Annotated in this window: 18 protein-coding genes; 3 read left to right on the top strand and 15 right to left on the bottom strand. The window is 44.4% G+C overall.

Going from position 1 to position 25,048, the window contains the following annotated elements:
• Positions 1-86 precede the first annotated feature (86 nt).
• From NSS87_RS07990 to NSS87_RS07975, 4 genes are all read right to left on the bottom strand, one after another.
• Positions 87-1,049, bottom strand: a complete 963-nt coding sequence (locus tag NSS87_RS07990) for a family 43 glycosylhydrolase (RefSeq protein WP_042186042.1) — start codon at positions 1,047-1,049, stop codon at positions 87-89.
• A 103-nt stretch (positions 1,050-1,152) separates the two neighbouring features.
• Positions 1,153-2,064 carry a carbohydrate ABC transporter permease gene (locus tag NSS87_RS07985; RefSeq protein ID WP_042186041.1) on the bottom strand — a complete coding sequence of 304 codons (912 nt, stop codon included), beginning with the start codon at positions 2,062-2,064 and terminating at the stop codon, positions 1,153-1,155.
• 54 nt (positions 2,065-2,118) lie between these two features.
• Complete coding sequence (locus tag NSS87_RS07980) at positions 2,119-2,997, bottom strand: sugar ABC transporter permease (RefSeq protein ID WP_042186039.1); 879 nt, start codon at positions 2,995-2,997, stop codon at positions 2,119-2,121.
• Between the two features lie 79 nt (positions 2,998-3,076).
• Positions 3,077-4,321 (bottom strand): extracellular solute-binding protein, encoded by a 1,245-nt coding sequence (locus NSS87_RS07975; RefSeq protein ID WP_339246106.1) that lies wholly within the window; start codon positions 4,319-4,321, stop codon positions 3,077-3,079.
• Between the two features lie 275 nt (positions 4,322-4,596).
• Between NSS87_RS07975 and NSS87_RS07970 the strand changes: the two genes are divergently transcribed.
• From NSS87_RS07970 to NSS87_RS07960, 3 genes are all read left to right on the top strand, one after another.
• Entirely contained in the window at positions 4,597-5,502 is a 906-nt protein-coding gene (locus NSS87_RS07970; RefSeq protein WP_042186035.1) for an ArsR family transcriptional regulator, read from the top strand.
• A gap of 460 nt (positions 5,503-5,962) precedes the next feature.
• The gene (locus NSS87_RS07965; RefSeq protein ID WP_339246104.1) at positions 5,963-10,708 is read left to right on the top strand and encodes a LamG-like jellyroll fold domain-containing protein; all 4,746 of its coding nucleotides are present in this window, start codon (positions 5,963-5,965) and stop codon (positions 10,706-10,708) included.
• Positions 10,709-10,880: 172 nt separating this feature from the next.
• Positions 10,881-11,795 carry an ArsR family transcriptional regulator gene (locus NSS87_RS07960; RefSeq protein WP_339246102.1) on the top strand — a complete coding sequence of 305 codons (915 nt, stop codon included), beginning with the start codon at positions 10,881-10,883 and terminating at the stop codon, positions 11,793-11,795.
• Between the two features lie 44 nt (positions 11,796-11,839).
• Here NSS87_RS07960 and NSS87_RS07955 read toward each other — a convergent pair whose 3' ends face one another.
• The 11 genes from NSS87_RS07955 to NSS87_RS07905 form a co-directional block, all read right to left on the bottom strand.
• A complete protein-coding gene (locus tag NSS87_RS07955) occupies positions 11,840-12,127 on the bottom strand; it encodes a hypothetical protein (RefSeq protein WP_042186032.1) in 288 nt (95 codons plus the stop codon).
• 12 nt (positions 12,128-12,139) lie between these two features.
• Positions 12,140-13,636 (bottom strand): alpha-N-arabinofuranosidase, encoded by a 1,497-nt coding sequence (locus tag NSS87_RS07950; protein ID WP_042186030.1) that lies wholly within the window; start codon positions 13,634-13,636, stop codon positions 12,140-12,142.
• 107 nt (positions 13,637-13,743) lie between these two features.
• On the bottom strand, positions 13,744-14,451 hold the full coding sequence (locus tag NSS87_RS07945) for a DUF421 domain-containing protein (RefSeq protein ID WP_339246099.1): 708 nt from the start codon (positions 14,449-14,451) through the stop codon (positions 13,744-13,746).
• 525 nt (positions 14,452-14,976) lie between these two features.
• Positions 14,977-16,494, bottom strand: coding sequence for a HAMP domain-containing sensor histidine kinase (locus NSS87_RS07940; RefSeq protein ID WP_231573399.1), 1,518 nt, complete (start codon positions 16,492-16,494; stop codon positions 14,977-14,979).
• Entirely contained in the window at positions 16,425-17,111 is a 687-nt protein-coding gene (locus tag NSS87_RS07935) for a response regulator transcription factor (RefSeq protein WP_076284294.1), read from the bottom strand. Before NSS87_RS07935 ends, NSS87_RS07940 begins: the two co-directional genes overlap by 70 nt.
• 138 nt (positions 17,112-17,249) lie before the next feature.
• Complete coding sequence (locus tag NSS87_RS07930) at positions 17,250-18,605, bottom strand: erythromycin esterase family protein (protein ID WP_042186023.1); 1,356 nt, start codon at positions 18,603-18,605, stop codon at positions 17,250-17,252.
• 108 nt (positions 18,606-18,713) lie between these two features.
• A complete protein-coding gene (gene lspA / locus NSS87_RS07925; protein ID WP_256721618.1) occupies positions 18,714-19,157 on the bottom strand; it encodes a signal peptidase II in 444 nt (147 codons plus the stop codon).
• A 253-nt stretch (positions 19,158-19,410) separates the two neighbouring features.
• Positions 19,411-21,243 carry a beta-galactosidase family protein gene (locus tag NSS87_RS07920; RefSeq protein WP_339246093.1) on the bottom strand — a complete coding sequence of 611 codons (1,833 nt, stop codon included), beginning with the start codon at positions 21,241-21,243 and terminating at the stop codon, positions 19,411-19,413.
• A gap of 25 nt (positions 21,244-21,268) precedes the next feature.
• Complete coding sequence (locus NSS87_RS07915) at positions 21,269-22,543, bottom strand: alpha-L-fucosidase (protein ID WP_339246091.1); 1,275 nt, start codon at positions 22,541-22,543, stop codon at positions 21,269-21,271.
• A 117-nt stretch (positions 22,544-22,660) separates the two neighbouring features.
• Entirely contained in the window at positions 22,661-24,058 is a 1,398-nt protein-coding gene (locus NSS87_RS07910) for an extracellular solute-binding protein (RefSeq protein WP_339246089.1), read from the bottom strand.
• A 143-nt stretch (positions 24,059-24,201) separates the two neighbouring features.
• Positions 24,202-25,038: a carbohydrate ABC transporter permease gene (locus NSS87_RS07905; protein WP_042186014.1), complete on the bottom strand. Its 837-nt coding sequence runs from the start codon at positions 25,036-25,038 to the stop codon at positions 24,202-24,204.
• Between the last annotated feature and the right edge of the window lie 10 nt (positions 25,039-25,048).

The raw sequence follows: 25,048 nt of genomic DNA, 5'->3' as shown, positions 1-25,048 counted from the left end.
ACGCTCCAATAGCATGTGGCTACTGGAGCGTCCCTCTTTCATATAGAAGAATATAATAAGCTTCTTCACACTAGAGAAGCATTATTTTAAGATTTCGTATCCGGTCTAGGGACACCAAAGTTTGGCGTTCCATCCTCATTCCACTGGATCACTTGCACACGCGCGTGCCGATTAGGATCATATAACGGGTCTCCCACAATTTCCTTATAGCTTCTAGCATGGAACACTAGGATATCCTGTTTGCCATCTTCTGAGACTGTAAAGCTATTATGTCCCGGTCCATATTGACCGTTTTCTTCAGAAGTTGTAAACACAGGTTCTGGTGTTTTGACCCATGATTTCGGATCCAGTAAATCACTATCCTCATCAGCGGTTAACAACCCCATACAGTAGTTATGATCTGTTGCACTTGCCGAGAAAGTCATGAAAATACGTCCATTCCGCTTAAGAACTGCCGCACCCTCATTCACCAGGAAGCCGATTTTTTCCCAATCATATTCAGGCGTGGTGATGCACACCTGCTCTCCTTTTAACGTCCAAGGATTTTCCATTTCAGAGATATACATATTAGAATTACCAGGGATATCAGGATCCTTTTGTGCCCATACGTAGTATCTAACCCCTCTGTGTTCAAAAGTGGTTGCATCCAGGGCAAAGGATTCCCATTTCGTTTTGATTTGACCCTTTTCCACCCACTCCCCTTCTAATGGATTTACGGATGAGTTTTCTATGGCAAACATGCGATGATCAAATAAGCCATCTTTCGTATCGGAGGTATGTGCAGCTGCAAAATACACGTACCATTTTCCATCAATATAATGAATCTCGGGCGCCCAAATATTGGCACTCATTAAGCCTGTTTCATGCTTAACCCAAATGGTCTTACCCTCAGCCTCAGCTAATCCCTGAATGGATTCAGAACGACGAAGCTCGATTCTATCAAACTCCGGAACCGAAGCTATGAAATAATAATAACCATCAGTATGTTTATAGATCCATGGATCTGCCCTTTGCTCAATAAGCGGATTTTTCGCATTGAATTCTCTCATGATGACAACTCCTATATCTCTCTTTATTTTTAATTTTATGGGTCACCAAAACACACCCTTCCTTATAAGAAGGCAAGGTGTATTTAAGCTATGTTCATTTGATCTACCCTTTAATACCTGAATTCAAGTTAATAGATTGAACGAAGTATTTTTGAGCAAATATAAATAACAGCAGGGTTGGAACGATCGCCAAGATTGCCGACCCCATTAATTGCCCGATCATACGATAGTTTCCGTAGATATCTTGTAACAAGAGCAACCCAGCTGTGACTGGCATTTTGTCTACATCTGTGTACACGATAACCGGCCAGAGGAAGTCATTCCAAGATCCCGTAAAGGAGAACAATCCGCAAACAATCAGAATCGGCTTAACTAACGGCAATATAATTTGCGCAAAAATTCTAAAGTCACTAGCACCATCAACTTTTGCAGACTCATCTAATTCTTTTGGGATACCGTTCATAAACTGTCTGACCAAGAAGATATTCCCCATACCCGCAAGACCGGGAATAATCATTGCCCAAGAAGTGTTCACCCAGCCTAAGGAATCGATAATTTTATAAGAAGGAATTAAGTTAACTACGCCCGGGAAAAAGGAGATCCCTAACAAAGTAAAGAACAGTGTGTCTCTTCCTTTAAAGTTAATACGGGTATAACCAAAGCCTGTAATCGAAATCACAATAACGACCAGGATCGTATGAGTTGTAGCGATAAACAATGAATTGCCTAACCAACGTAGAATTGGGGCTGTAGAAGTATTGTTCAGAATCGTAACATAGTTCTCAAAAACCCATGTTTCAGGAAATAGTCTAAAGCCTGAGGAAACCACTTCCGTTTGTGATCTAAAAGACGTGGAAATCCCGAATATTACTGGAATAATCCAAATCACACAAAGGATAAGCAAAAAAGCATATGATACATATTTTGAAATACTAACATTGGATGATCCTTTTACTTTGCCTGTTCTATTTACAACTGGACGATTATCTAGGCCATTTACCGCCTGATTTGACATTATAGTACACCTACCTTTTCCATTTCCTTGTTAATCAATTAGTTCCCTAGAACCTTATGTAGCATTTCGGTTCATTACATAATATTGCAGCGCTGAGATCACCAAGATTACTAATCCCAATAACACTGCCATCGCCGATGCCATCCCTGCAATGGATTCACCGTTTCCGAAAGCTAATTGACGAATATACATCATGAGTACGTGTGTACTTTGTCGAGGCCCGCCATCAGTCATCATTAACGGTTGGCCGAATACATTGAAGGCTCCGGCAGTTGTCATAACAAAGGTATAGATTAATGGAAAACGAATAGATGGCAAGGTGATACTTGTGAATCTTTTAATTGAACCCGCACCATCGAGCTCGGCTGATTCATATAATTCTTGCGCAACGCCACTTAAGGAAGCACGATAAATAATCATGTTGCCCCCAATACCGCCCCATAGTGTGATTACAATGATGATAATCCACGCATACGGCTGATTTGCAGGCCAAGCAATTTGTGATCCGAATAGATTACCAGTAATCCCTAATTGCTTATTAAAGATCAAAAGCCAGATTAGTGCAGCCGCAGAAATCGAAATCAAGCCCGGAATATAAAGAATAGATTGAATTAAGCTCTTCATTTTAACTTTTTTATGTTCTAGTGCAACAGCAACCATTAATGGGATAACTATTAATAATGGAACAGAGAGACCCACAAAGATCAAAGTATTTTTCAGACCTCTGAAAAATTGAGTATGAAACGTTGATTTGCCATCAAAAAGAATGGCCTTATAGTTATCAAAGCCTACCCATACCGGGTCACTCATTAAATTCCACTTTGTAAATGAAGCATAAATCCCATAAATCGTTGGCAATAAAATGAAGACAGCAAACAAAATGACGTGCGGACCTACAAAGAAGGCAGGTGCCCAGTTTATTTTCTTTTTCATAGGATTTCATTTCTCCTTTTGCACAAAGTAATGCACCAATATACGGCACATTACTTCGTACAATCTATTCTATTTCGCTTTATTTCGCTGCACTGCTGCTTTCTGCGATCTTATCTTCTACAAACTTCTGCATGGTTGCCAAGGTCTCATCTAAATCAACGTTACCGCGAACGATATCTGCGCAATAAGTATCTACTGCTTCTGCAATGTATGGGTAGTACTCATATGTGTAAATGTAAAGGGATTCAATTTCTTTTTCATTAGAAGTAAAGAAGGATTGCATGTAGTTTTGGTATTCCGGACTTTGGTTAACTACGTTACTTGCGACGTTTTGACCAGCTTTTGCCCATTCCATTGAGTTTGTACGCACATATTCTAAGAAGTTAGCAATCCCTACTTCTTTTTCATCTGTTCTCTTATCGTTCTTAAGCATAGCGAACAAGTGAGAAGAAGATCTATTCGTGAATTTATCAGCGGTTGGAGAATAAATGTTAGTCACACCAAAGTTCAAGCCTTCAACTCCAGCATGTGCGGTAGAACTCCAAGTTCCGTCTGTGGAGAAGAGTACGTTTTGGGATTGGAACATCAAGTAACCGTCTTCACCAAATGGAGTCATCAAACCAGCATCAGCAATTTTCTTAACATCTTCAAAGGCTTGTTTAAATACTGGGGAGTTAACAGCCGGTTTGCCGTCCACCTGAATATCTCCGCCCAAGTTTTGAATTTGAGCCAGGATAACCCATCCGAGCAAGGCATCATTAACTACATAGTCGCCTTCATCCAATTTACCTTGTAAGGAAAGCATTTCATCAATCGTAACAACGTTATCATCCAAGAAAGATTCAGCATTATATTTCTTGAGCAAATCTTTATTGTAATACATTACGTTACTGTGGATATCAAGAGGTACTGTGTATTGTGTTCCGTCGATGTTACCAGTGTTCCAAGCTTGTGGTAAGTAATTTTCAGCTTTTAGTTCAGGTTGTGCCGGCAATACAGTATCTTGCATGGGTTCTAAGACACCTTGCTTAACAAACCCAGGAACACGGTCAGCGTGGATAATTGCTAAATCAGGAACACCTTTGCTGGAAGCCAAAACGGTAGAAATTTTCGTGTACATATCAGCTGTAATAACGTGCTTCACTTTAATCTCTGGATTCGTTGCATTGTAGTCTTTAACGATTTGATCCATATAAGCACCATCATCACCAGTCAGCGGTGTCCAGAACGTAATCGTCTTACTATCATCTTTACCACCACATCCTGCTAACACTGTCGTTAACATTAGAACCGTTGCTAATACTACTCCAAATTTCTTTTTCATTACTCTCTCCCCCTGCAGCTGTAATGTTAAGATAATCATTCACATTAACTTTGTTGGAAACGATTAACTTAAACTTAGTATACAGTCGCTTTGAAAGCGTAGTCAATAACTTTTAAATAAACTTAACAGATTTTTTTAAAACTTAGTTAACCTTTTAGTTCATTAAGACGAGATGAAAGCGATATATTATTTACTTCAGTTACCTTTCGTGTTACTTTATATAGAGATTAATAAACTTTACAGTATATGAAATTACTTTGAAAGAAGTGGATAAAATGCAATTGGAAATAGACAAGTCCTCTCTCGTTGTTTATGAAGCCTTGGCAAGTGAAGTACGAATAAAAATCATTCAGTTACTCTCCAAAAATAAGATGAACATCAAAGATTTGGCAGAAGAACTTAAAATAAGCAGTCCCATCGTAACAAAACACATTAAAAAGTTAGAAGATGCAGGAATCATAAAAACAGAAAAAGTTCCTGGTAAATCCGGAATGCAAAAAATCTCAATTCTTAGAGTCGACCATATTGAGATCAACTTCCCTAAAAAAATCTTTCATTCCTTTGCCTCCTATGAGACATCGGTGCCGATTGGTCATTATACGGATTATGATCTGAAGCCTACATGCGGACTTGCCACAGAGAAAGAGTTTATCGGCAGAGTAGACGAACCTAAGTATTTCATGGATTCTAAAAGAGTCGATGCAGAGATTCTATGGTTTACCCAAGGTTATGTTCAATACAACATTGCCAATTTTCTAAAAAAAGATGAAACCTTGCAGCAATTTGAAATTAGCTTAGAGCTTTCTTCCGAATTTCCATTTGCCAATGACGTATGGCCTTCAGACATCACCTTTTCATTGAACGGCTTGGAATTAGGTACTTGGACAAGCCCTGGAGATTTTGCTGATGCAAGAGGTAAATTCACACCTGAGTGGTGGCCGCACAATATTAACCAGTATGGATTACTAAAAACGATTAGAATTACTAATCACAATGGAACATACATTGACGGTGACCCCATGTCTTCCGTTTCGATTGAGGATTTAGATACGACCTGTGACCGATGGACTTTCCGGATCGAAGTGAAGGAAGATGCAAAACACGTCGGAGGCGCAACAATTTTCGGAAAAAAATTCGGAAATCATGATCAAGATATCATGTTCAAAATGTATTACCTTTAAAATCTTCTAGTATGCAAATGTATCAAGGTTGGTTCTTTCATGGGGGCGAACAACTAATTAGTATTTATTCTTCCTTAGCCCCCCTATCTGTACTGTGATATGAACCAGTTATCACTTTCCCCTATCCATCTCTTTATCGCCCACATTTCCCACCTTCTTTCACTTTCCACAACTCCAGTAGTAATCTGCAGTACTTTTCATACGCTATCCAAACCCAACTACCTTTTGTTAATAAAAATATAAATAGATTCATTGTTTCATAAATTTCTATTTGACTATATGCTAATATCATGCTTAAAATGAGATCAACATAAAACGTTTTCCACGATATGGTTTGTATAAACATAAAACAAATCCATTTTGATTTGTGAAAAACGTTTTTTTAGTAGCTCTATTGTAAGCGTTTTACATTTTTCGTACCGCCGCAATCTCTAATCAATAGAATCGGAGGATCATGAATTTGAGGAAAACAACTCGTAAGCTAACCGCTTCACTTCTTGCACTCACGCTGCTAGTACCTGCACCATTCATTTCAGCAGCTTCTGCAAGCGATTCCAAAACAATCGCACCATCCACGCAACAACAGGCTGTCGATTATTCGGGCCACTGGGCACAGAAAGATTTTCAATCCTGGGTGGAAAAGGGCTTGATTTCAGGCTATGGAAATGGAATTTACAAACCGAATCAAGAGATCACCCGCGCGGAATGGGTTACATTGATCAATCGGGTCTTTAATTTGCAGGAAAAATCAGAAATTGCCTTCACGGATATACTGGAGTCAGGTGCTTATTACAGCGATATCCAGAAAGCTTCGGCTGCAGGATATGTATCAGGATATAGCGATGGCACCTTCCGACCAACACAGGTAGTAAGTCGTCAAGAAGCCGCGGTTATGCTGCACAGACTATTCCAGCTCAATTCTTCTGCAAATACCTCTGCACCAAAAGATGTTAAAGATTTACCCTCATGGAGCCAAGAAGCTGTATTATCTTTATTTGGAGAAGGTTATTTGAATGGTTATAGTGACGGCAGCTTTAAAGGTGCAAAAGCCGTAACAAGAGCGGAAGCACTACGCATGATTGAGAAGTTAGCCGGGGAAATCACTTCTAAGAGCGGGAGTTATACGGGTATTACCACTCAGAATATGGTAATTAGTAACCCGGGTGTTGAGTTGAACAACTCCACCATCTCCGGAAACCTGTACCTTACCGAAGGTATTGCAGAAGGTGATATCACGCTGAATAACGTCACTGTTAAAGGAACAATATTCGTATCCGGCGGCGAAAATAGTATCGTACTTAGTAACTCTAATGCAGGTGACATGGTTGTAGATAAGCGTAATGGGAAACTCCGCGTCGTTACTAAAGGAACGAGTGCCGTACCAAGCGTACGTGTACATTCCGGTGTAATGCTTGAGGAAGATACTACTTTGACGGGAGCAGGCTTCGGCCGGGTCGTTATAGAGAATACGCTCCCGAACGATTCAATCATCAGGCTGAGAGGAAATTTTGATTCTGCTGAGGTACGAGCGGTAGGAGTGCCTACACTACATCTAGCCGCAGGCAATATTACTGAAGTTACATTGAACCAATTAGCCAAGCTGCGTGTAGATGCTGGTGCAGCAATCAAGAATCTTATCCTTGGTATAAACGATATGATTACTATCCAAGGCACCGGGAAGGTTAGCTTTGACAGTAAATACAGTAACTTAATCAAATTTGAAACACCTACTCCGACAGCTACGGCAACGTCTGGTTCTGGTAGTTCAGGTTCTGGTGGATCGGACGGCAGCGCTGTTGCTACACCTACTACTACCCCGGTTCCTACAGCTACAGCGACTCCTACTGCTACACCGGGTCCGTCAGCAACGGCACCAGCACTCACCAATGTTTCTGTACATGATCCGTCAGTGGCTGTAGACAAAGGAACGTATTATGTGTTCGGGTCTCATATCGATGCGGCCAAATCGGATGATCTGCTGAACTGGACTCGTTTCACAAATGGTTATACAACACCAGGCAACGTACTCTTTGGTGATCTTTCCGCGAATCTGGCAGAATCCTTTAAATGGGCTGGAGAGAACGATTCTGACAGTAAAGGCGGATTCTCCATATGGGCTCCAGACGTTTTCTGGAATGAGGATTATAAGAATGCGGACGGAACCACTGGCGCTTACATGATGTATTACAGTGCTTCTTCCACTTACATCCGCTCAGCGATTGGCTTTGCCACTTCACAAAATATTGAAGGTCCTTATACCTATGGAAATACCGTAATTTATTCCGGCTTCACCAAGGAAGAAGATTACGATACTAACAGCAAAATTAACAAAAAATGGACAAACACAAATATTCAAAAGCTTATTGATAACGGAACACTAGAAGATGCCAACCCAGATTGGTTTGACGCAGGCGGTTCATATAAGAACAAAACGTATACAAACGCAATTGACCCGACGTTATTCTACGATAAAGACGGCAAGCTGTGGATGACTTATGGATCATGGTCAGGCGGTATATTTATTCTAGAAATAGATCCAACTACCGGCGAGCCAAAATATCCGGGTAAAGATGGAACGACCGCTGATGGACGTCTAATCGACCGGTATTTCGGTACCCATATTTCTGGTGGTATGACCAAATCGGGCGAAGGTCCGTATATCATTTACGACAAAAATACAGGTTACTACTTCTTATACGTAACTTATGGAGGACTTGCGTCCGACGGTGGTTACAATATGCGTCAATTCCGTTCAATGAATCCGGATGGTCCTTATGTGGATGCTGCCGGACAAAGTGCAGTGCTGGCAACGACCAATGATCATTCGGCCATTGGCAACAAAGTTCTTGGTAATTTCATGTTCACGAACGTGAATAGTGATCCAGACTTCCAAACTTACGGCTATGTTGCATCAGGCCATAATTCAGTCAATTATGATGAAGAGACGGGTAAAATATTCAACTTCTTCCACACTCGCTTCCCGCAGCGTGGTGAAACACATGAGCTTCGTGTGCATCAAATGTTCACCAACGAAGATGGATGGCCGCTCACTTCTCCTCATCGTTACACTGGTGAAACTATCGCAGCCGTTATGCAGGAAGATGTTATTGGAGCTTACCAGTTCGTGAATCACGGGAAAGATACTTCTGCTAAAATTAAATCCACAACAGCTATCGAACTGCGAAGTGATGGAACCATTACAGGGTCCGTAACCGGTTCTTGGGAGCTAAAAGGAGAGTATTACGCCGACCTGCTCATCAATGAAATAGAAAACGGAGCTGCTGTACAAAATCTCTACAAAGGTGTATTCGTAAAACAATGGGATTCCACTCGTCAGAGCAATGTTATGACTTTCACAGCCATGTCCAATAAGGGTGTTACCGTCTGGGGCAGCCAAATTGAACTGCTGAGCACAGATCAAATTGTATCCAATGTTAAAGATAGTTTAAGCTTGGGCAACACAAGTAAAGTATACAAAGATCTTACGCTCCCAACTGAGGACGTTAGAGGAACAGTCATTACGTGGTCGTCTTCCAATGAAGCCGTAGTAGGAAACGATGGTTCAGTTGTTCGTCCTGAAAAAGGACTTGGAAACGCAACGATTGAACTTACTGCTACGATTGCGCTGGGTGAGTCTACTGCAACTAAGACCTTTACTATCATTGTAATGGAACTGACTGGAAATATACTGGAAGACGGTTTGGTGGCAGCGTATGATTTTGAAGGAGATCTTTCAGAGAACGGAGATCGTACTGATAAGGGTACAATTACCGGCAATCGGATTAACAATACTGGTGGGAACATCACCTATGAGACAGGTGAAGTTGGTCTTGCAGCTAAATTCGACGGTAGCTCCGGTATTCGCCTACCAAATGGTTTGATTAAAGGCAACACCTACACAATAGGCATGTGGCTTAACCCACAAGAACTGACTCAATTCACTACAGCCTTCTTTGGTGCTACAACAGATACGAATTGGATTAGTCTCTTGCCTTATGGAAACGGTGGAGCTACTACCCGGATGTGGTTTGGTAGCCAAACCTTCCACGATGCAGAAGCAGGCATGCAGATTCCAGTTAACCAATGGTCGCATATAGCTTTCACTTACGATGCCGGGACTGTGAAGCTGTATGTGAACGGAGTATTGAAGTACACTGGAAAAGGATTTACGGATGTATTTAACAGTGCAGATACAGTATTCGCCCTGGGTGTAAACTACTGGGATATCCCATACAAAGGTTTGATTGATAACCTGCGTATCTACGAAAGTGCACTTTCCGCTGAAGCTGTAGACTTGCTGGTAAACGGTGAGCCTGACAGTAATATTAAAGTAAGTACGATAACCATCCGTGATGCTGAAATGGATGTGGCTGTGGGGAATACCTTTACCCCTCAAGTAAAAGTACTTCCTACCAATGCCGGAAATAAGAAACTTACTTGGAGTTCTAGTGATCCTAGCGCCGTTACAGTTGATGCTACAACCGGAACCGTAACCGCACTAACGGTAGGTGGCGAAGCAGTGATTACAGCCACTGCGGCTGATGGCAGTGGTGTCTCAGCAGACTATAAGGTAAACGTTACAGATGGAAAAGTAGCCTATTATGCTTTTGATGGAAACCTTGATGACTCCCTCCAATTGGTCGGTACTGGACAGGTTACGGGAATAAAAATCGAGGCTCCAACTGTAGGTAACATCACTTACGGTAACGGTATCACTAATCAAGCAGCAGTATTTGACGGTGTTTCCGGAATCCGGTTACCTAATGGATTAATTGACAGCAATACCTATACCGTATCTATGTGGTTAAACCCTGAGCAGCTTACTGATGCAACAACAACCTTCTTCGGTGCTGCTTCGATAAACAGCTGGATTAGCTTCGTTCCACAGAACGGCGCAGGTAAAACACTGCTATGGTCTGGCGAGGCGTGGTATGATGCTGTTTCCGCTATGAAGATTCCAGAGAATAAATGGACGCATGTAGCATTTACGGTCAACAACGGTACCGTGAAGGTATACCTCGACGGAGTTGAGCAATTCTCCGGTGAGGGCTTCCCGAATGTGTTTAAGAACAAGAATGGTGTGTTCACTCTTGGTGTAAACTATTGGGACGTACCTTATAAGGGAATGATTGATGAACTGAAGATTTACAGCAGAGCACTCAAATCAGACGAAATACTGACCGAATATAACTCAAATGTAAATTAAGAGAATCATCATTTGGAAAGAGAGCGGAGCCTCAGGCTCCGTTCTTTTTATCTTAAGGCACGCGATCAAAGTGAATGAGCGCCCATAAAATTTCTCACCTTCGTATTGTAAAACAAGCATTTAAATAATATAATCATTAACTATACGTCTTGAACTAAATTGGAGGCCATCTATGAAACTTGACCTGTCGGAAGAATCTCTTCCCGTCTACGAAGCTTTAGCCAGTTCAGTTCGTCTGCACCTGCTGCGCTTGCTTGCCGAGAACCCAATGAATGTCAAGGAATTGGCCGCAGCGGTAAATTTGAGCAGCGCCATTATGACAATGCATGTGCGTAAGCTAGAAGCTGCAGGACTTATCCAGACACATATGGCACCTGGACGAAGTGGTCTGCAAAAGATCTGTACGCTGGCTGCTGAAAGCGCCGAGATCACCTTTCCAGGCAGACAAATTAATGAGCGCAAAAGCTACCGCAAGGAGATTCCTGTTGGGCATTATTCTGACTTCATGATCGAGCCTACCTGCGGTCTTGCCACTACAGAGCAAGTGATTGGCAGCTTTGATGATCCCCGTTATTTCTGGGATCTCGAGCGTATGAATGCTGGTATTCTCTGGTTCAGCAAAGGGTATATCGAATATAAAATTCCTAACTTCCTTCTCTCCAGTCAACAGCCCGAGGAGCTAATCATTACGATGGAGATTGCCTCCGAAGCGCCTTCCATTAATAATAATTGGCCCTCCGACATCACTTTCACACTGAACGGAGTACAGCTTGGATTCTGGACAAGTCCGGGTGACTACGGAGATAGACGTGGTAAATACACGCCAGCTTGGTGGCCAGCACTCACGAATCAATACGGCCTTCTTAAGCAGCTGCGCATTACATCTAAAGGCACGTTTATGGACGGCCTGAAACTGTCCGACGTTACGCTGGATCAAGTGAACATTCGCAACAAGCAATGGACTTTCAAGCTTTCCGTCGATGAAGAGGCCGAGCATATTGGCGGCATTACCCTTTTTGGCAAAGGCTTTGGCAACTATAATGATGATCTAATCGTTGAGCTGTTCTACACAGATACCCATGAATAAAGCCGCATTCATCTCCCGTTGGAGAGTCGAATGCGGCTCTTATTTTACCTTATTTCATGTTCAATGAAGGGTCCCCATAATCCGCCACCAGGCAGTGGACAGCCACGTTCCTTAAGCTTAGCTACAACAGGAATAATGCATCCACAAGCTACGCAAGTCACACTCTCATGCAGCTTAGGACAAGTCCCGCAAAGAGAAATCCGTTCAGCATAAACCTCATCTGGAACACAAAGCTCTGTCTTAAACATGGATGATGACAAGATTCGCTCTATCTGTGCATCGGTAACCTTATAATCGTCGCGACACCCCTTGCATGCAGATGTTGTTGACATGATAACACCACCTTATGCCTTCGGCGTAATCTCCAGCACAGTTACTGACATTGGAGCCAGCTCTACATTAAGAAGATCACCTTCAAGTGTAAAGGCTGTAAAAGCTTGCGGTACGACAGCATCTGGCTGACTAAATGTATTATGAGCATCTATCTTGTTACCTGTGAGCGTAGTGCCTGTCACTTCAACCTTCTGCCCGGAAAGACCACGCAGCTCGAGGGGTACAGTAGCTGATGCAGCGTGATTCAAGTTGCAAAGACTGACATGAATGATCCCAGCGTCTGTTACGGAAGCTGAAGCAGATACTTCAGGAATCTCGCTGCCCTCAAAGCTGTAAGTCCCACTATCGATTGTTAAATCCAACAACTCAGCATCCTGATGGACTTTAAACATATTGAATACATGATAGGTAGGCGTTAGCAGCATTTTTTCTCCTTCGGTTAAAATCACTGCTTGAAGCACGTTAATGGTCTGCGCAATATTTGCCATCCGTACCCGGTCACTGTGTTTATGGAAAATATTCAGGGTTACGCCAGCTACAAGGGCATCCCGAATTGTATTTTGTTGATATAGGAATCCTGGATTCGTACCCGGCTCAACATCATACCAAGTTCCCCATTCGTCAACGATAAGGCCTACTCTTTTATCTGGGTCATATTTGTCCATAATAACACCATGTTTAGTAATCAGCTCATCCATGCGAAGGGCCTTCTCTAAAGTACTAAACCATTCACTAGTTTCAAAGCCTGTTGCTGCCCCTTTATTCTCCCATGCTGGACCAGGAATCGTATAATAATGAAGAGTAATCGAGTCCATAAAGCGTGTAGCTTCACGCATTAAAACTTCCATCCAGTGATAATCATCCACGTTAGGACCACAAGCGATCCGGTGAATACGATTCTCCCCGTAATTACGTACATACGTCTGATATTGGCGATAAAGATCTGCATAATATTCTGGACGCATATTCCCGCCGCAGCCCCAATTCTCATTACCAACGCCAAAATAAGTGACAGCCCAAGGCTCTTGATGACCGTTCTGCTGGCGAAGCTCAGACATCGGTGAGACACCGCCAAAGGTTAAATACTCTACCCATTCGGACATCTCTTGAACCGTACCACTTCCCACATTACCATTGATATAAGGTTCACATTCCAGCATCTCACATAATTCCATAAATTCATGTGTACCAAAATGGTTGTTCTCAACCGTGCCGCCCCAATGCGTATTGATCATACGTTTACGAGCTTCGCGATCACCAATACCATCTTTCCAATGATATTCATCTGCAAAACATCCACCCGGCCAGCGAAGTACTGGAATTTGTATTTCTTTAAGCGCTTTCACAACATCATTACGAATACCGTTAGTGTTAGGAATCGGTGAATCTTCTCCGACCCAAATGCCTTCATAAATACAACGTCCTAGATGCTCAGAGAAGTGTCCATAAATATTTTTGTTTATCGTACCTTTGCGAATGTCTGTGTTAAGGATTGCGCGATCTGCCATGAATAAACTCCGCCCTTCAACATTTATATTTTTATTAACTAATTAATAATTATACAAACATTATAGAGCGGTCCTCAGCGATCCGTCAATCTCCAATATGAATGAATCTATTCTTTATCAATCGGTTTGTTTATCCCGTCTTCATAATAATCAAAAACGAGCTGCCGCTGCGTTCCTCTTACCCCGTAAAATACGTCGGAGATCCGTTTCCCCTTCCGTCTTAATTCGCTCTCCAGCCATTCTTTGGTCAGTCCATTATTCTCAAGATTCTCTTCAATGAGGACGCCATCCATAATTAACTCAACGGGAAAGCTCTGAGGAACCGAAAGAAGCTTCAAATCTTTTCGAGTAACATATTGATACTCTTGTTTCTTTAAGACGGATACCATTCCGTTATCTTCTAATACGGCATACTCTACTACCTCCAGATTAAAAATTTCTTTTTCCCTCAGTGCCTGATCCAAGGAGTCTAGCGAATACCTTACCTTTTTCATATTCCCTTCAAGAATTTTCCCGTTTTCAATAAGTACCGTAGGTGATCCTGAGATCCAGCTTCTCATTCTACGACTCTTTATAGCGATGATAGATAGTAGAAAAGACGTAGCAGTGATAACAATGAGCGCCACGATCATATATGACGACTTCAGGTCTTTATTAAAAGCCAGGTTTGCCGCAAGCGATCCTAATATAATGCCTGTCACGAAATCATGAAACGTCAAATTAGAAATCGTTTGTTTACCCAATATCTTAGCTATCACTAGCAGCATGATCATAGCGACCACAGTACGAAGAACAATATCCATATGCGCCTGCATCTCTAATGCTCCTTTCTATTCAATCCCCTATTATTCACAAACCAAGGTGAAATGAAACGTCATTACAATCGGTTTAATTTTAAGAGGTCATCCGGAGACTTCTATAAACGTCAAAAGGGCTCTGGAATGGTTCTACTGAACCGTCCCAAAGCCCTAGCTACGAATGCTTATTTTTCAGTCTTGATTGCAAGCAGATTGTGCAGAATCATTGCGCTTTCAGCTCGAGTTGCTGAGCCTCCCGGATCGAATTGCCTGTCACTTCGACCCGGGATAAGTCCAAGGGCTTGAGATTGACCGAACTATAATTGACTGCAGCTTTCGATTCTCCATTGATATACGCATCTTCAGAAACATACAGCTTCGTCTGGTTCCGAATCGGAAGGCTCGGTGCAGTACCATCCCGATCATTACCGCCATGTGACCGTACAGTTCATCTATCGACGGGATCATTTCAAGACAAGCGCGTTCCATAAATTTATCGAATTATTGCAGCAAAAACCCTGAAGACTCGTATGATGAGTTTCTTCAGGCTTTTTTACATGGCACCGTTATGATCACCTGTGCGCCGCCTTCGACACGGTTTCCTGCTTCGATATGCCCTCCGTGCTTTGTAATGAGCAACTGTGCTGTATACAATCCAAGCCCGGAATGACCTTTGTCTAGAGATCTAGACGGATCCCCCGTGTAGAATTTATCGAACATCCGCCGCAAATCAAGAGCGCTGAACCCCTTCCCCGTATCCGTCATGTCAAAGGTAATCTGCGTCTCCTCTACGATGACCGTCCACTCGATCCTTCCCTCCACTGGCGTAAATCGCAAGCTATTGGTAATCACGTTATCGAATACTTGCTCCAACCGTGATGTATCCACAAGAAACTGCTGTTCTTGGTCGCATCGCCTATTCACATAAGAGAAGTCAAAAGCAATCCACTTCTCACGGCATAACAATGCGTATTCATCTTTTTTCCGCTCACAGAAGGCGAGTAAATCCGCTCTCGTATACTGGAGGACAAAATCAGGCGTGTCGATTTTATTCATGAACAGCAATTCCGTCAGCATTTTGTCCGCACGCTGCGTACTGTTCTGAATGGTTAACAAGTACTTCTCCAGCCGTTCGGGACGGCGTGCACCGCTCTCGATTAAATTGTCTACATGACCTTGAATGATCGTCAGCGGCGTCCGCAAATCATGGGCAATCGCAGAGATCATGTCGCGTCTCTCCTGCTCCAGCTTCCACTCCCACTTCAAGGATTGCTCCAGCGCGATCCGCATCTCTTCGAAGGCATCGGAGAGCTCGATCAGCTCCTTCGACCCACCTGCTCCTGCGACGGAGAAATTCAGGTCATTTTGCTGGATTCGTCTAGCTCCCCCGATGATCCGTGCGATCGACGGTTCGAGCCGTTTACCCAATTTTCTCGCGAAAATAAAAGAGAACAAGACGATGAAGAAGAACGGTGCGATCAAACTGCACAAAATAAGCATAACGAGCAGCCCGTTTCCAGGGTTGTTGGAGGATACACTTAAACTGTATCGTAGCACCAGCATCCCCTTTAATTTTTTCTGCGAATCAAGGATCGGGTGGTAATTGATATATTTCCCGCCCTGTTTCTCGCTACGGTTCAGCTTGCTTAGCACATCCTCCGGGCTGTTGACGAAAGTCTGCCCCTTCCAGCCGTAGACGATTTGCCCCTTCAGATTCACGATTTGATACTGCATGCCTTTCGTCAGAATAACATGTTCCAACGCATTCTGCTTTGAAGGAGATAATAAGGCGTCTTTTTGCTGATCTACATAACCTAGAATCTGGGGAATTTGCTGCTCATAATAGTTGGCTGGTAGAATGCTCTTGTCCGTTTGATTAATCAAAGCATAAAGCGTACCGCCCCAAACCAGCATCGAGCCGATGAAGCTATAGAAAAGAACGAGTGTAAATGCGCCCATAAACTGTCTGCGCAGCGGTTTTCGACTTGCCTTTACTTCCTTTCGAATCTGTACCCTACCCCCCATACCGTTGTAACAAAGGTCTTCTCCGGTGCTGCGCACGCCAGCTTCGCCCGGATATTTTTGATATGTTCGGTAATTGTGGCTGCTTCTCCCTCCGCATCGAATCCCCAGATCTTCTCATAGATTTGTTCCCGCGAGAATACTTGATTCGGATGCATGAAGAGAAGCCGGAACAATTCGAACTCCCGGCTGGTCAGCGGAATCGGAAGGTTCTGGTAGAATACCTGATGGCTGTCCAGATCCATCGTGAGATCGCCATGGTGCAGCAGCTTCGGTTGATGATCAAGATGGCTCCGCTGCTCCCGACGAAGATGCGCTCTTATTCTCGCCTTCAATTCTTGCATGCTAAAAGGCTTCACGATATAGTCATCGCCACCGACGGCGAGTCCTTGGATCCGATCCGCTTCATTGGAGCGCGCGCTTAAGAACAGAATCGGACACGAGACCCGGTCACGTATCGCTTGGCATACTTCGAGCCCATCGAGATGCGGCATCATAATATCCAGGATGATTAAGTCGGGCGTCTCTCCCAGTCGATCGAACACTTCCTTGCCGTCATAAGCCACTGATACCTCATACCCATCATCCTGAAGCGCATCGCGCATAAAACCGACGATTTCTCGCTCATCATCGGCGATTAATATCTTTTCTCTCATCTCTTGAATTTCCTTTCGCATCTATCAATCTAGCAGCTTTATCCCCTCATTGTACCTTCTTGTGCGCCAAAAATCCCCTGCAGCGGCACACACGGTGTTCACGACAGGGGAACAATTAAATTTTCAGGTATAACCGAGTTAGAGCTTCGTTGTCGGTTCTTTGACTTTATCGAAGACGATGATCCCGTCATATTGCTCTTTTGGAATGAATCGCATCGACATCGGCATAATGATCTCGGACGTCATGCCATCCTCGGCTGCATAGATCGGTTTGAACATCCAAGCATTATTTTTGTTCGGAGACTTGTGCTTGGATAGATCCGCAAACGCAATCTTATAACCGCTCTGCATCATCAGTTGTTCCAGACTCCCCTTCGGCATCGGCTGAATATCGAAGATCTTCTGTGTCGTAATCGTGCTCGCCTTACCGCTGTTCATGTACAGACCCAACACGTAGACCTTATCCTTTAGCTTCTTATGTAGCAATTCTCCCATACTTGTAAAGCTGTTAATCCATTTCCCTTGTTCTTTCGTTTCGATTTTGGACGTATTCTTCGCCAGATGATCGTTATGCGCCCATAAAATCACTTTCTTGCCGGGATACATCACCTTCATTAACCACTCCACGTTGTCAGCCATGATTCGATCACGGAATTCATAGCTTTCCTTCGTATCGTACATCCCCATCTCGATGAATTTGACCCGATCCTCCAACGTCTTGACAGCGATATCCACCATTCGCGGGTTCGTAGGGTAGGCGGCTGCAAGTTGTTCTTTGTTCTCTTGGATGAATTGGATCAACGCCTTGTATTTCGGTTCGTACGCATTCTTCACCTTCTTGATTTCTGCTTTCGCCTCCGGATGACTATCGTCCATGCCATATTGGTTGAGCACCTTATAGAAATCCGTCATCGCTTGCATTTCGAAGTTGAAATAATTCTCGCCCTGATCCTTGTCTACCTTGGCAATCCAACCGGCTATAAATTGCGTTAAGTACCCTGATGTGAACTGCATGTCATAACCTGCTAGATATAAGGGATCGTTCGTCCCTTGCTTCTTCTTGATGTAATCGAATAAATTCAGAGTCTCCTTGGAATGCCAGATGGGAAAAATTGAACGTTCCATCATTTGTTGCGATGTCCATGTTCCTGCATTATCGTACGTCATGAATGAATCCCCAAGGCCCGACTCAAATGCAATCACGTCAAAATCCAGCTCTTCGTGTAAATATTTGATCAACCTTGTCTTCATGCTGCTGTATTCTGCGACACGGTGAAAGTTCTCGCCAAGGCTAATGACCGTCTTATCTTTCAAGATCGGCTTCAGAAACGCTAAATCTTTATAGTCCGATGACGTCAAAGATTTAATCTCTTGAATATTCTCCTTCGACCCCGTAATTTCCTGCGCGGTCGCCGAGGCGCTCACTGGCGATAGTAATAGTGAAAATGCTAGGCCCAGGGAAATGATACCTGTTAATCGTTTCGTTGCTTGCATGTTGAATGTTCTCCTCCTTCGAAATCTGTTATTACGTCGTTCTCTTACCATGCAGAGACATCGTAACAGGAACTTCTAAGGAATCTATAAAGATAAGAGAATAATTCCTCAATGCGCGTGCCAGAACCGCTTCTTCACGAATCTCACTGCCATATTTAAGACGAGCATGATCATCCCGATGTTGATCGCATAATCCGCTAAATTGAGAATGCCTCTCCCCGATCGAGACATGATAAAATCCGTGACCTGCCCGAACACCAGTCGATCAATCCCGTTGCCAACCGCACCGCCGACCAAGAAACCAGCGATCATATCCGCCAATCGGCCTTTCCAGGCACCCATGCTGCGATAATAGAACACACCGATGACGAACAAGATGGCGATCACCCCGAATAACCACGCATAACCTTGGAATAAACTGAAAGCCATCCCGCTATTCTCATAATGTGTAATCTCCCATCGTCCGAAGAACAAGCTATCTCCGATATCCAGGTTCATCCGAATCCAAATTTTCGAGACCTGATCGATCAAGATCACGACCATCGCGATCATACAAAACCACATAGCGACACCCACTTTCTTCTCAGCCTATGAACAACCATGGAACTCCCTTGTGCTCATCATACTACAAAACCATGTGGCATCGAAAAATAAAGGCACGCCCGAAGGAGTGCCTTTCAGGTATCCTTATATTGACTGCTCGTCTTCATTTTTTTGTAAAATAATGAAAGAAAACGCAGGTTTCTTGTGTCTAATAACTGAGAGGATAGGGGAATGATTTCTATGACGGCAACGCTAATAATGTCTACAAGTTATCTTCCTGCACAAAATTCAGCACGGCATCGTCGACGGCCGAAGTTCTTCCCAGATCAGGGCAATTCACAAGCTCAATTTCGCAAGTCTCCGCACAGCCGTGCAGTTCCAAAAGAACCAGTTCATTACGACCTTTGCGCAGCAATGGACCGGGGATGTATAGGGCCCTTTGCGGTCCTGCGTTCCAGTAGCGGCCCAGATTAAATCCGTTGATCCAGGCAACCCCTTTATTCCATCCATCGAACCGTAGAAAAGTATCGCCAATTTCCTCCGCCTCAAAGCAGCCCCGATAGAATCCGGGCAAACCTGAAGGTGCCGCAGCTTCTTGCTTCTCCACCGTCTGCTCCTTGTACTCAAGTGAAGCCAGCGTTCCCGGTTCTAACGGAAGTGTACGGATCGTCCAGTTATATTGCAGCTGGTTATCGATTCGAACACCGTCCAGAATTCCTTTCGGATCACGAATGAGCGGCCCATAATTAATCCGACCCATATTCTCGACGAGAATATCCAGCTGCGCTCCTCCGGCAGGAATGGAAAGTTCAAGTGGCTGCGGATTCCAGCGTTCAATGACCCCAAGTACCTGTCCATCCAGGAAAACCTGAGCCCGATCACGTACACCCTCGATGTAAAGCTTCTGCCTGGACCGTGGTCCCTGCACATAAGTGCTGTACAATATAAAACCATAGGATTGTCCGAGCTTTTCCATCGGCTGCACACACACACTGTTCACCGGCTCGGATAACTTCTCCAGATTGGAGGCTGTGAATAGTTCCGCTCTTTCCATCAAGGCAACTTTCCCGTAGGAGATCTTCGGAATCGGCTCAGGGAGCGGACAAGTCGGTGCAAATCCGTGTTTGCCCAGTACCGACCGAACAGCTTCAAACTTCGTCGTCGTATCTCCCCATTCCGTGAGCGGGGCATCATAATCATAGCTTGTAGTCGTCGGCTCGTAGGCGACGATATGATTCGCCCCATTATAGAAGCCAAAATTGGTCCCGCCGTGGAACATGTACATATTGAGTGAGGAGCCGTGCGTCAGGATATCATCCAGAACGCCAGCTACATCTTCGGCATCGCGCACATGATGATCCTCCATCCAATGATCGAACCAGCCGTTCCAATATTCCATCACCATCAGCGGCTCTTCAGATCGGTACTCCCGGTATTTGCGGAAGGATTCCTCTGCACAGGAGCCAAAATTAACTGTAGCATGCACATCTTCCAGTGTTCCGCCGAGCAACATTTCATCGGTTGGTCCGTCGGAGGTAAAGAGCAATACATCGACCCCTCTGCTGAGGAGTCCATTACGCATATATCTCAGGTAACTACTGTCATTGCCATAGCTGCCATATTCGTTCTCTACCTGGACGGCCAGAATCGGCCCGCCATGTGTGGACAGTAGCGGAACCAGCCGAGGAATCAGCTCATCGTAATACCGGTCCACCTTGCTTAAATAAAGAGGATCACAGCAGCGAAGCTGAAGTTCACTGTAAGCCAGCAGCCAGGCCGGCAGACCACCGAATTCCCATTCGGCACAAATGAATGGACTCGGTCTGACAATAACATGAAGCCCAAGCTCTCCGGCCAGTTCAATAAAAGAGACCACATCGGCCATGCCATCAAATACGAACTCCCCTTCCTTGGGTTCATGCATATTCCAGGCGATGTAGGTCTCCACGGCATTGAATCCGCAGGCTTTCAATTTCAGTAGCCGGTCTTTCCAGTATTCAGGCACAACCCGAAAATAATGAATAGCTCCCGATACGATTCGGTAAGGCTGTCCGTCCAGCAAATATTGTCCGTCGTTCCAAGTGAGTAGGCTCATACTCTTCAAACTCCTTTTTTAACATCTATTCTAACGATTCCCCGCTGTGAAAGACGGCAAGCCGTCTGATCTTGGGGCTTGCAGTAGTTAAGAGCACCCGCAGTCGTATTTTTTCTGTGCAAATTGGAGGGAAGGCGTCGATTTTCTTATGGCCAATCGCGCTGCCACGTTTCAACTTCAGCCACGCTCCGTCACTGAATGCTTCCAGCACATATTCGCTCACTCTCTCGCCATAAGCGATGTCTTCCATAATCTCAGCGTGATCAATCACGGTAGCTACAGGCAATTCCAGCTCAATAAGATCTCCGGTTCCTGCTGTTACCGCCAGAGCCTTGCCGAATCTGCGCTCGATCTCCTTGCCAAATTCCAACAGTCGCTGCACATCGTCCTCCGGAAGCAGCCCGCGGTTGTCAGGGGCCACATTGAGCAGCAAAGTCGCCCCATGTCCGACCGAACGATAATAAATATCCAATAGCTGCTCCAGAGACAGCAGCAGATGCTCTTCCTGAGGATGCCAGAACCAGCGGTCTTTACGGATGGGCACATCACATTCCGCAGGCACCCAGCTCCGTGTTCCGGGAAGCCAGTTCAATGAAGCTTCACTGAACATGCTACCCCGCGCGGAATCCGCAGTGTTCCAGCATGGATAAGGAGCAACGCCATCCTCATTGCCAACCCAGCGAATCGTTGGTGCCCCCATATTAAACACCATGGCGCTTGGCTGATGGAGCTTAATCAGATCCATAATCCGCCGCCAATCGTAATTACGGCCTTCAGATCCTGCGCCGTCGAACCAAATCTCCGTAAGTGGGCCGTAGCCCGTAAGGAGCTCCTGCAATTGCAAGCAATAGAAATCATCATATGCTTGCGGATCCGCATAACATGGCTCATGTCTGTCCCATGGAGACAAATAAATGCCGAAGCCTAGTCCAAATTCACGGCAAGCCTCCTCGCACTCCTTGACAACATCGCCTCGCCCTTCTTTCCATGGGCTGGAGGCAACAGAATAAGTACTCGTTGCAGTCGGCCACAGGCAGAAACCATCATGATGCTTAGCGGTCAGTATAAAATAACGGAATCCAGCTTCTTTAGCTGCACTAACCCATTGGCGAGCATCCAGATGAAGCGGGTTAAAGACCGTAGGTGAATCGCTACCTTCTCCCCACTCCTGATCGCAAAATGTGTTCATTCCAAAATGGCAGAACATCCCCAGCTCCAGATCCTGCCACTCCATCTGTTCCTTAGAAGGCAAAGCTACTTGCTCTTCGGACTTGTTCTTTGAAGAAATGCTTTCCATCATTTTTATACTCTCCCGTATATTTGTGTAAGCCCAATGTATAAATAAGGGCTTTGGAAAGCCGGTTGATGACCTTCCAAAGCCCCGTCCCCAACTTGGGATACCTCGCTTATTGCCTATTTACTTGATGACACCTTTTTCGTTGATAATTTTCGTTGCTTCACCAACCATCCATTGCTGCACCTTATCAATCGATTCATTTCCAAGCATGAATCTGCTGAAGCCGTCATCGATAATTTTGGTCAATTCGGACGTTGCCGTCGTCATCACCTGCGCACCGTCAAGGAATTGAATTTCGTTATCGAAAAGTGTGTATTTGAGTGAATCCATATCATACATATCTTCTTTGCCAGCGACCAATTTAGTCAGCAAGGTCTCATTGTCAGCTTTTTTATATCCGGAGAATTCCAGTCTGTTATCACTAACAGCCGTAGACATAAATCTCATCAATTTGAAGGAAGCCTCTTTGTTCTTTGAAGTTGCGCCCATCGCCAGCATGTTGCCGCTGGTGAAGTATTTGCCTTCATAGTCTTTCGGTTCCGATCCTGCAGGAGGCACTGGTACCGGAGCAAAGGCTGTCTTGAATTCATGCGGATACTGCTCGGTGTTACCTGGATCAGCAATCGTCCAGTTGCCAGCCAAGATCATAGCAGCTTCTTCATTGAAGAATTCGGTACGATAGTTAAGCTTAGCGGCAAGAGCGTCTGCATAAGATTTCGCAGATTTATCAGCAGACTCCATATCTTTACGCAGCTGGAAGAAATACTTATATGTCGGATCCGCGAAGATCGTCGTCCCGTCATCATATACGAACGGGTCTTTCATCATCGTTTGAGCTGGAGCGTTCATGTACAATTCCCAGGTGTGGAAATATGTGCCGTAACGTTTGTCCACGCCTTCGCCTTTGGTCAGTTTTTTGGCATAGTCGCGGTAGTCATCCCATGTCCAGCCAAAAGTAGGTACAGGCAGACCCGCTTCATCCAGTGCATCTTTGTTCAGCATCACGTAGTTGCTGCTCTTCGTATATTGCAACCCATAATAGTTGTTGTCGACCTTAGCATTCACATAATATTCATCCTCAGGAACGAGGTTATCTTTCTCATAGAATTCATTCAGCGGGGCAAGTGCTCCCCGAGTCGCCCGTTCAAGCACGCCTCCCAAGCTTGGCACCTGAACAACATCAATCGCTTCGCCGGAAGATATCAGGAAGTCGAGTTTCTTCAGCATCTCCACAGAATCACCGGGAACGAGTGTCACATGCTCTACCTTGATGCCTGGGTTCTGATCCATAAATTCCTGCAGCATAGCATCGGTACCAGCCGACTGGGCTTCATTATCCCAGTTGTAATACTTGATGGCGACTTGCTTGTCCACCTTGGTGTTCCCGGCATTCGTGCCAGCTTCAGCATTCCCGTTCTTTTCCGAGTTTCCGGAATTTCCACAGGCGCTTAGCGTTAAGGAAACCGCCAGCATGGAGCCCAGTACAACGGATAATTTTTTTTTGCTCTTTGTTTTCATTTTACTTCCCCCCGCACTGAATTTTAAGTATAGTTCCTTGTTCATTTCTTATTATAGGCATCCGCTTTACTGGCCAAGTGCACAATTTTGCTGTTGTAGGATCACATTTTTGACTTTTACTATCTATCGTGTACACCCGCAGGTCAGCCCTTTACGCCGCCAAGGGAGATTCCGTTAATGACTTGCTTTTGCAGGGCAATGAACACGATGACGAGCGGGATGATCGCCGAAACAGCTGCCGTCATCATAATCGCATAGTTGTTCGAATAATCGTCCCGGAACAGGGTCATACCGAGTGGGATAGTGTACAAATTCTTATTTAGTAAGAAGATCAGCGGATTCTGGTAATCATTCCAGGTCCAGATAAATTTGATGATCGCCACCGTAGCGAGCACCGGCTTGCAGAGCGGAATAATGATAGACCAGAATATCCGTAAATGGCCTGCACCGTCAATTCGCGCCGCTTCAATATATTCGTCGCTGACACCAATCATAAATTGCCGCAGCAGGAACGTGAAGTAGATGGAGAACATACTCATTAATATGATTGCAGCATGAGTATCATAAAGACCGAACCAGCGAATCAGCAGAAAGCGCGGAATCAGTGTGGCCTGGTCAGGTATAATCATGAACGACAGCAGCGCCAGAAACACCATATTTCGTCCTTTAAACTTGATTTTGGTCAAGGCGTACGCCGACATAGATGAAATGATAAGTGTAATTAAGGTTGTAATAATCGCAACTTTAAAGGAATTTAAATAGAAATGAGAAAAAGGTACTCGTCCCATCCAAACCATCTTGAAATTATACGCTACATTGATCTTCTCGGGAATCCATTGGATCGGAAAGCGCATAACATCTTTCTCATATTTAAAGGCTGCGGAAATCATCCAGATCAGAGGAATAAGAAATACAATGGACAAAGCCCCCATGATGCAGGTAGTGATCACTCTGGACATATTTTTTCTAATCAGTTGCATGTTAATCTCC

Origin of the sequence: Paenibacillus sp. FSL F4-0243 (genome assembly GCF_037963295.1) — a bacterium.
Taxonomy (GTDB): domain Bacteria; phylum Bacillota; class Bacilli; order Paenibacillales; family Paenibacillaceae; genus Paenibacillus_AQ.
Note: the sequence above shows the minus strand (reverse complement) of the source record. Positions and strands in the feature narration are given on the sequence as shown.

Bases quoted from the DNA above. Each gene is read 5' to 3' on its own strand.
- NSS87_RS07990 (WP_042186042.1), bottom strand. From the start codon at position 1,049: ATGAGAGAATTCAATGCGAAAAATCCGCTTATTGAGCAAAGGGCAGAT.
- NSS87_RS07985 (WP_042186041.1), bottom strand. From the start codon at position 2,064: ATGTCAAATCAGGCGGTAAATGGCCTAGATAATCGTCCAGTTGTAAAT.
- NSS87_RS07980 (WP_042186039.1), bottom strand. From the start codon at position 2,997: ATGAAAAAGAAAATAAACTGGGCACCTGCCTTCTTTGTAGGTCCGCAC.
- NSS87_RS07975 (WP_339246106.1), bottom strand. From the start codon at position 4,321: ATGAAAAAGAAATTTGGAGTAGTATTAGCAACGGTTCTAATGTTAACG.
- NSS87_RS07970 (WP_042186035.1), top strand. From the start codon at position 4,597: ATGCAATTGGAAATAGACAAGTCCTCTCTCGTTGTTTATGAAGCCTTG.
- NSS87_RS07960 (WP_339246102.1), top strand. From the start codon at position 10,881: ATGAAACTTGACCTGTCGGAAGAATCTCTTCCCGTCTACGAAGCTTTA.
- NSS87_RS07955 (WP_042186032.1), bottom strand. From the start codon at position 12,127: ATGTCAACAACATCTGCATGCAAGGGGTGTCGCGACGATTATAAGGTT.
- NSS87_RS07950 (WP_042186030.1), bottom strand. From the start codon at position 13,636: ATGGCAGATCGCGCAATCCTTAACACAGACATTCGCAAAGGTACGATA.
- NSS87_RS07945 (WP_339246099.1), bottom strand. From the start codon at position 14,451: ATGCAGGCGCATATGGATATTGTTCTTCGTACTGTGGTCGCTATGATC.
- NSS87_RS07935 (WP_076284294.1), bottom strand. From the start codon at position 17,111: ATGAGAGAAAAGATATTAATCGCCGATGATGAGCGAGAAATCGTCGGT.
- NSS87_RS07930 (WP_042186023.1), bottom strand. From the start codon at position 18,605: ATGCAAGCAACGAAACGATTAACAGGTATCATTTCCCTGGGCCTAGCA.
- lspA (WP_256721618.1), bottom strand. From the start codon at position 19,157: ATGATCGCGATGGTCGTGATCTTGATCGATCAGGTCTCGAAAATTTGG.
- NSS87_RS07920 (WP_339246093.1), bottom strand. From the start codon at position 21,243: ATGAGCCTACTCACTTGGAACGACGGACAATATTTGCTGGACGGACAG.
- NSS87_RS07915 (WP_339246091.1), bottom strand. From the start codon at position 22,543: ATGATGGAAAGCATTTCTTCAAAGAACAAGTCCGAAGAGCAAGTAGCT.
- NSS87_RS07910 (WP_339246089.1), bottom strand. From the start codon at position 24,058: ATGAAAACAAAGAGCAAAAAAAAATTATCCGTTGTACTGGGCTCCATG.
- NSS87_RS07905 (WP_042186014.1), bottom strand. From the start codon at position 25,038: ATGCAACTGATTAGAAAAAATATGTCCAGAGTGATCACTACCTGCATC.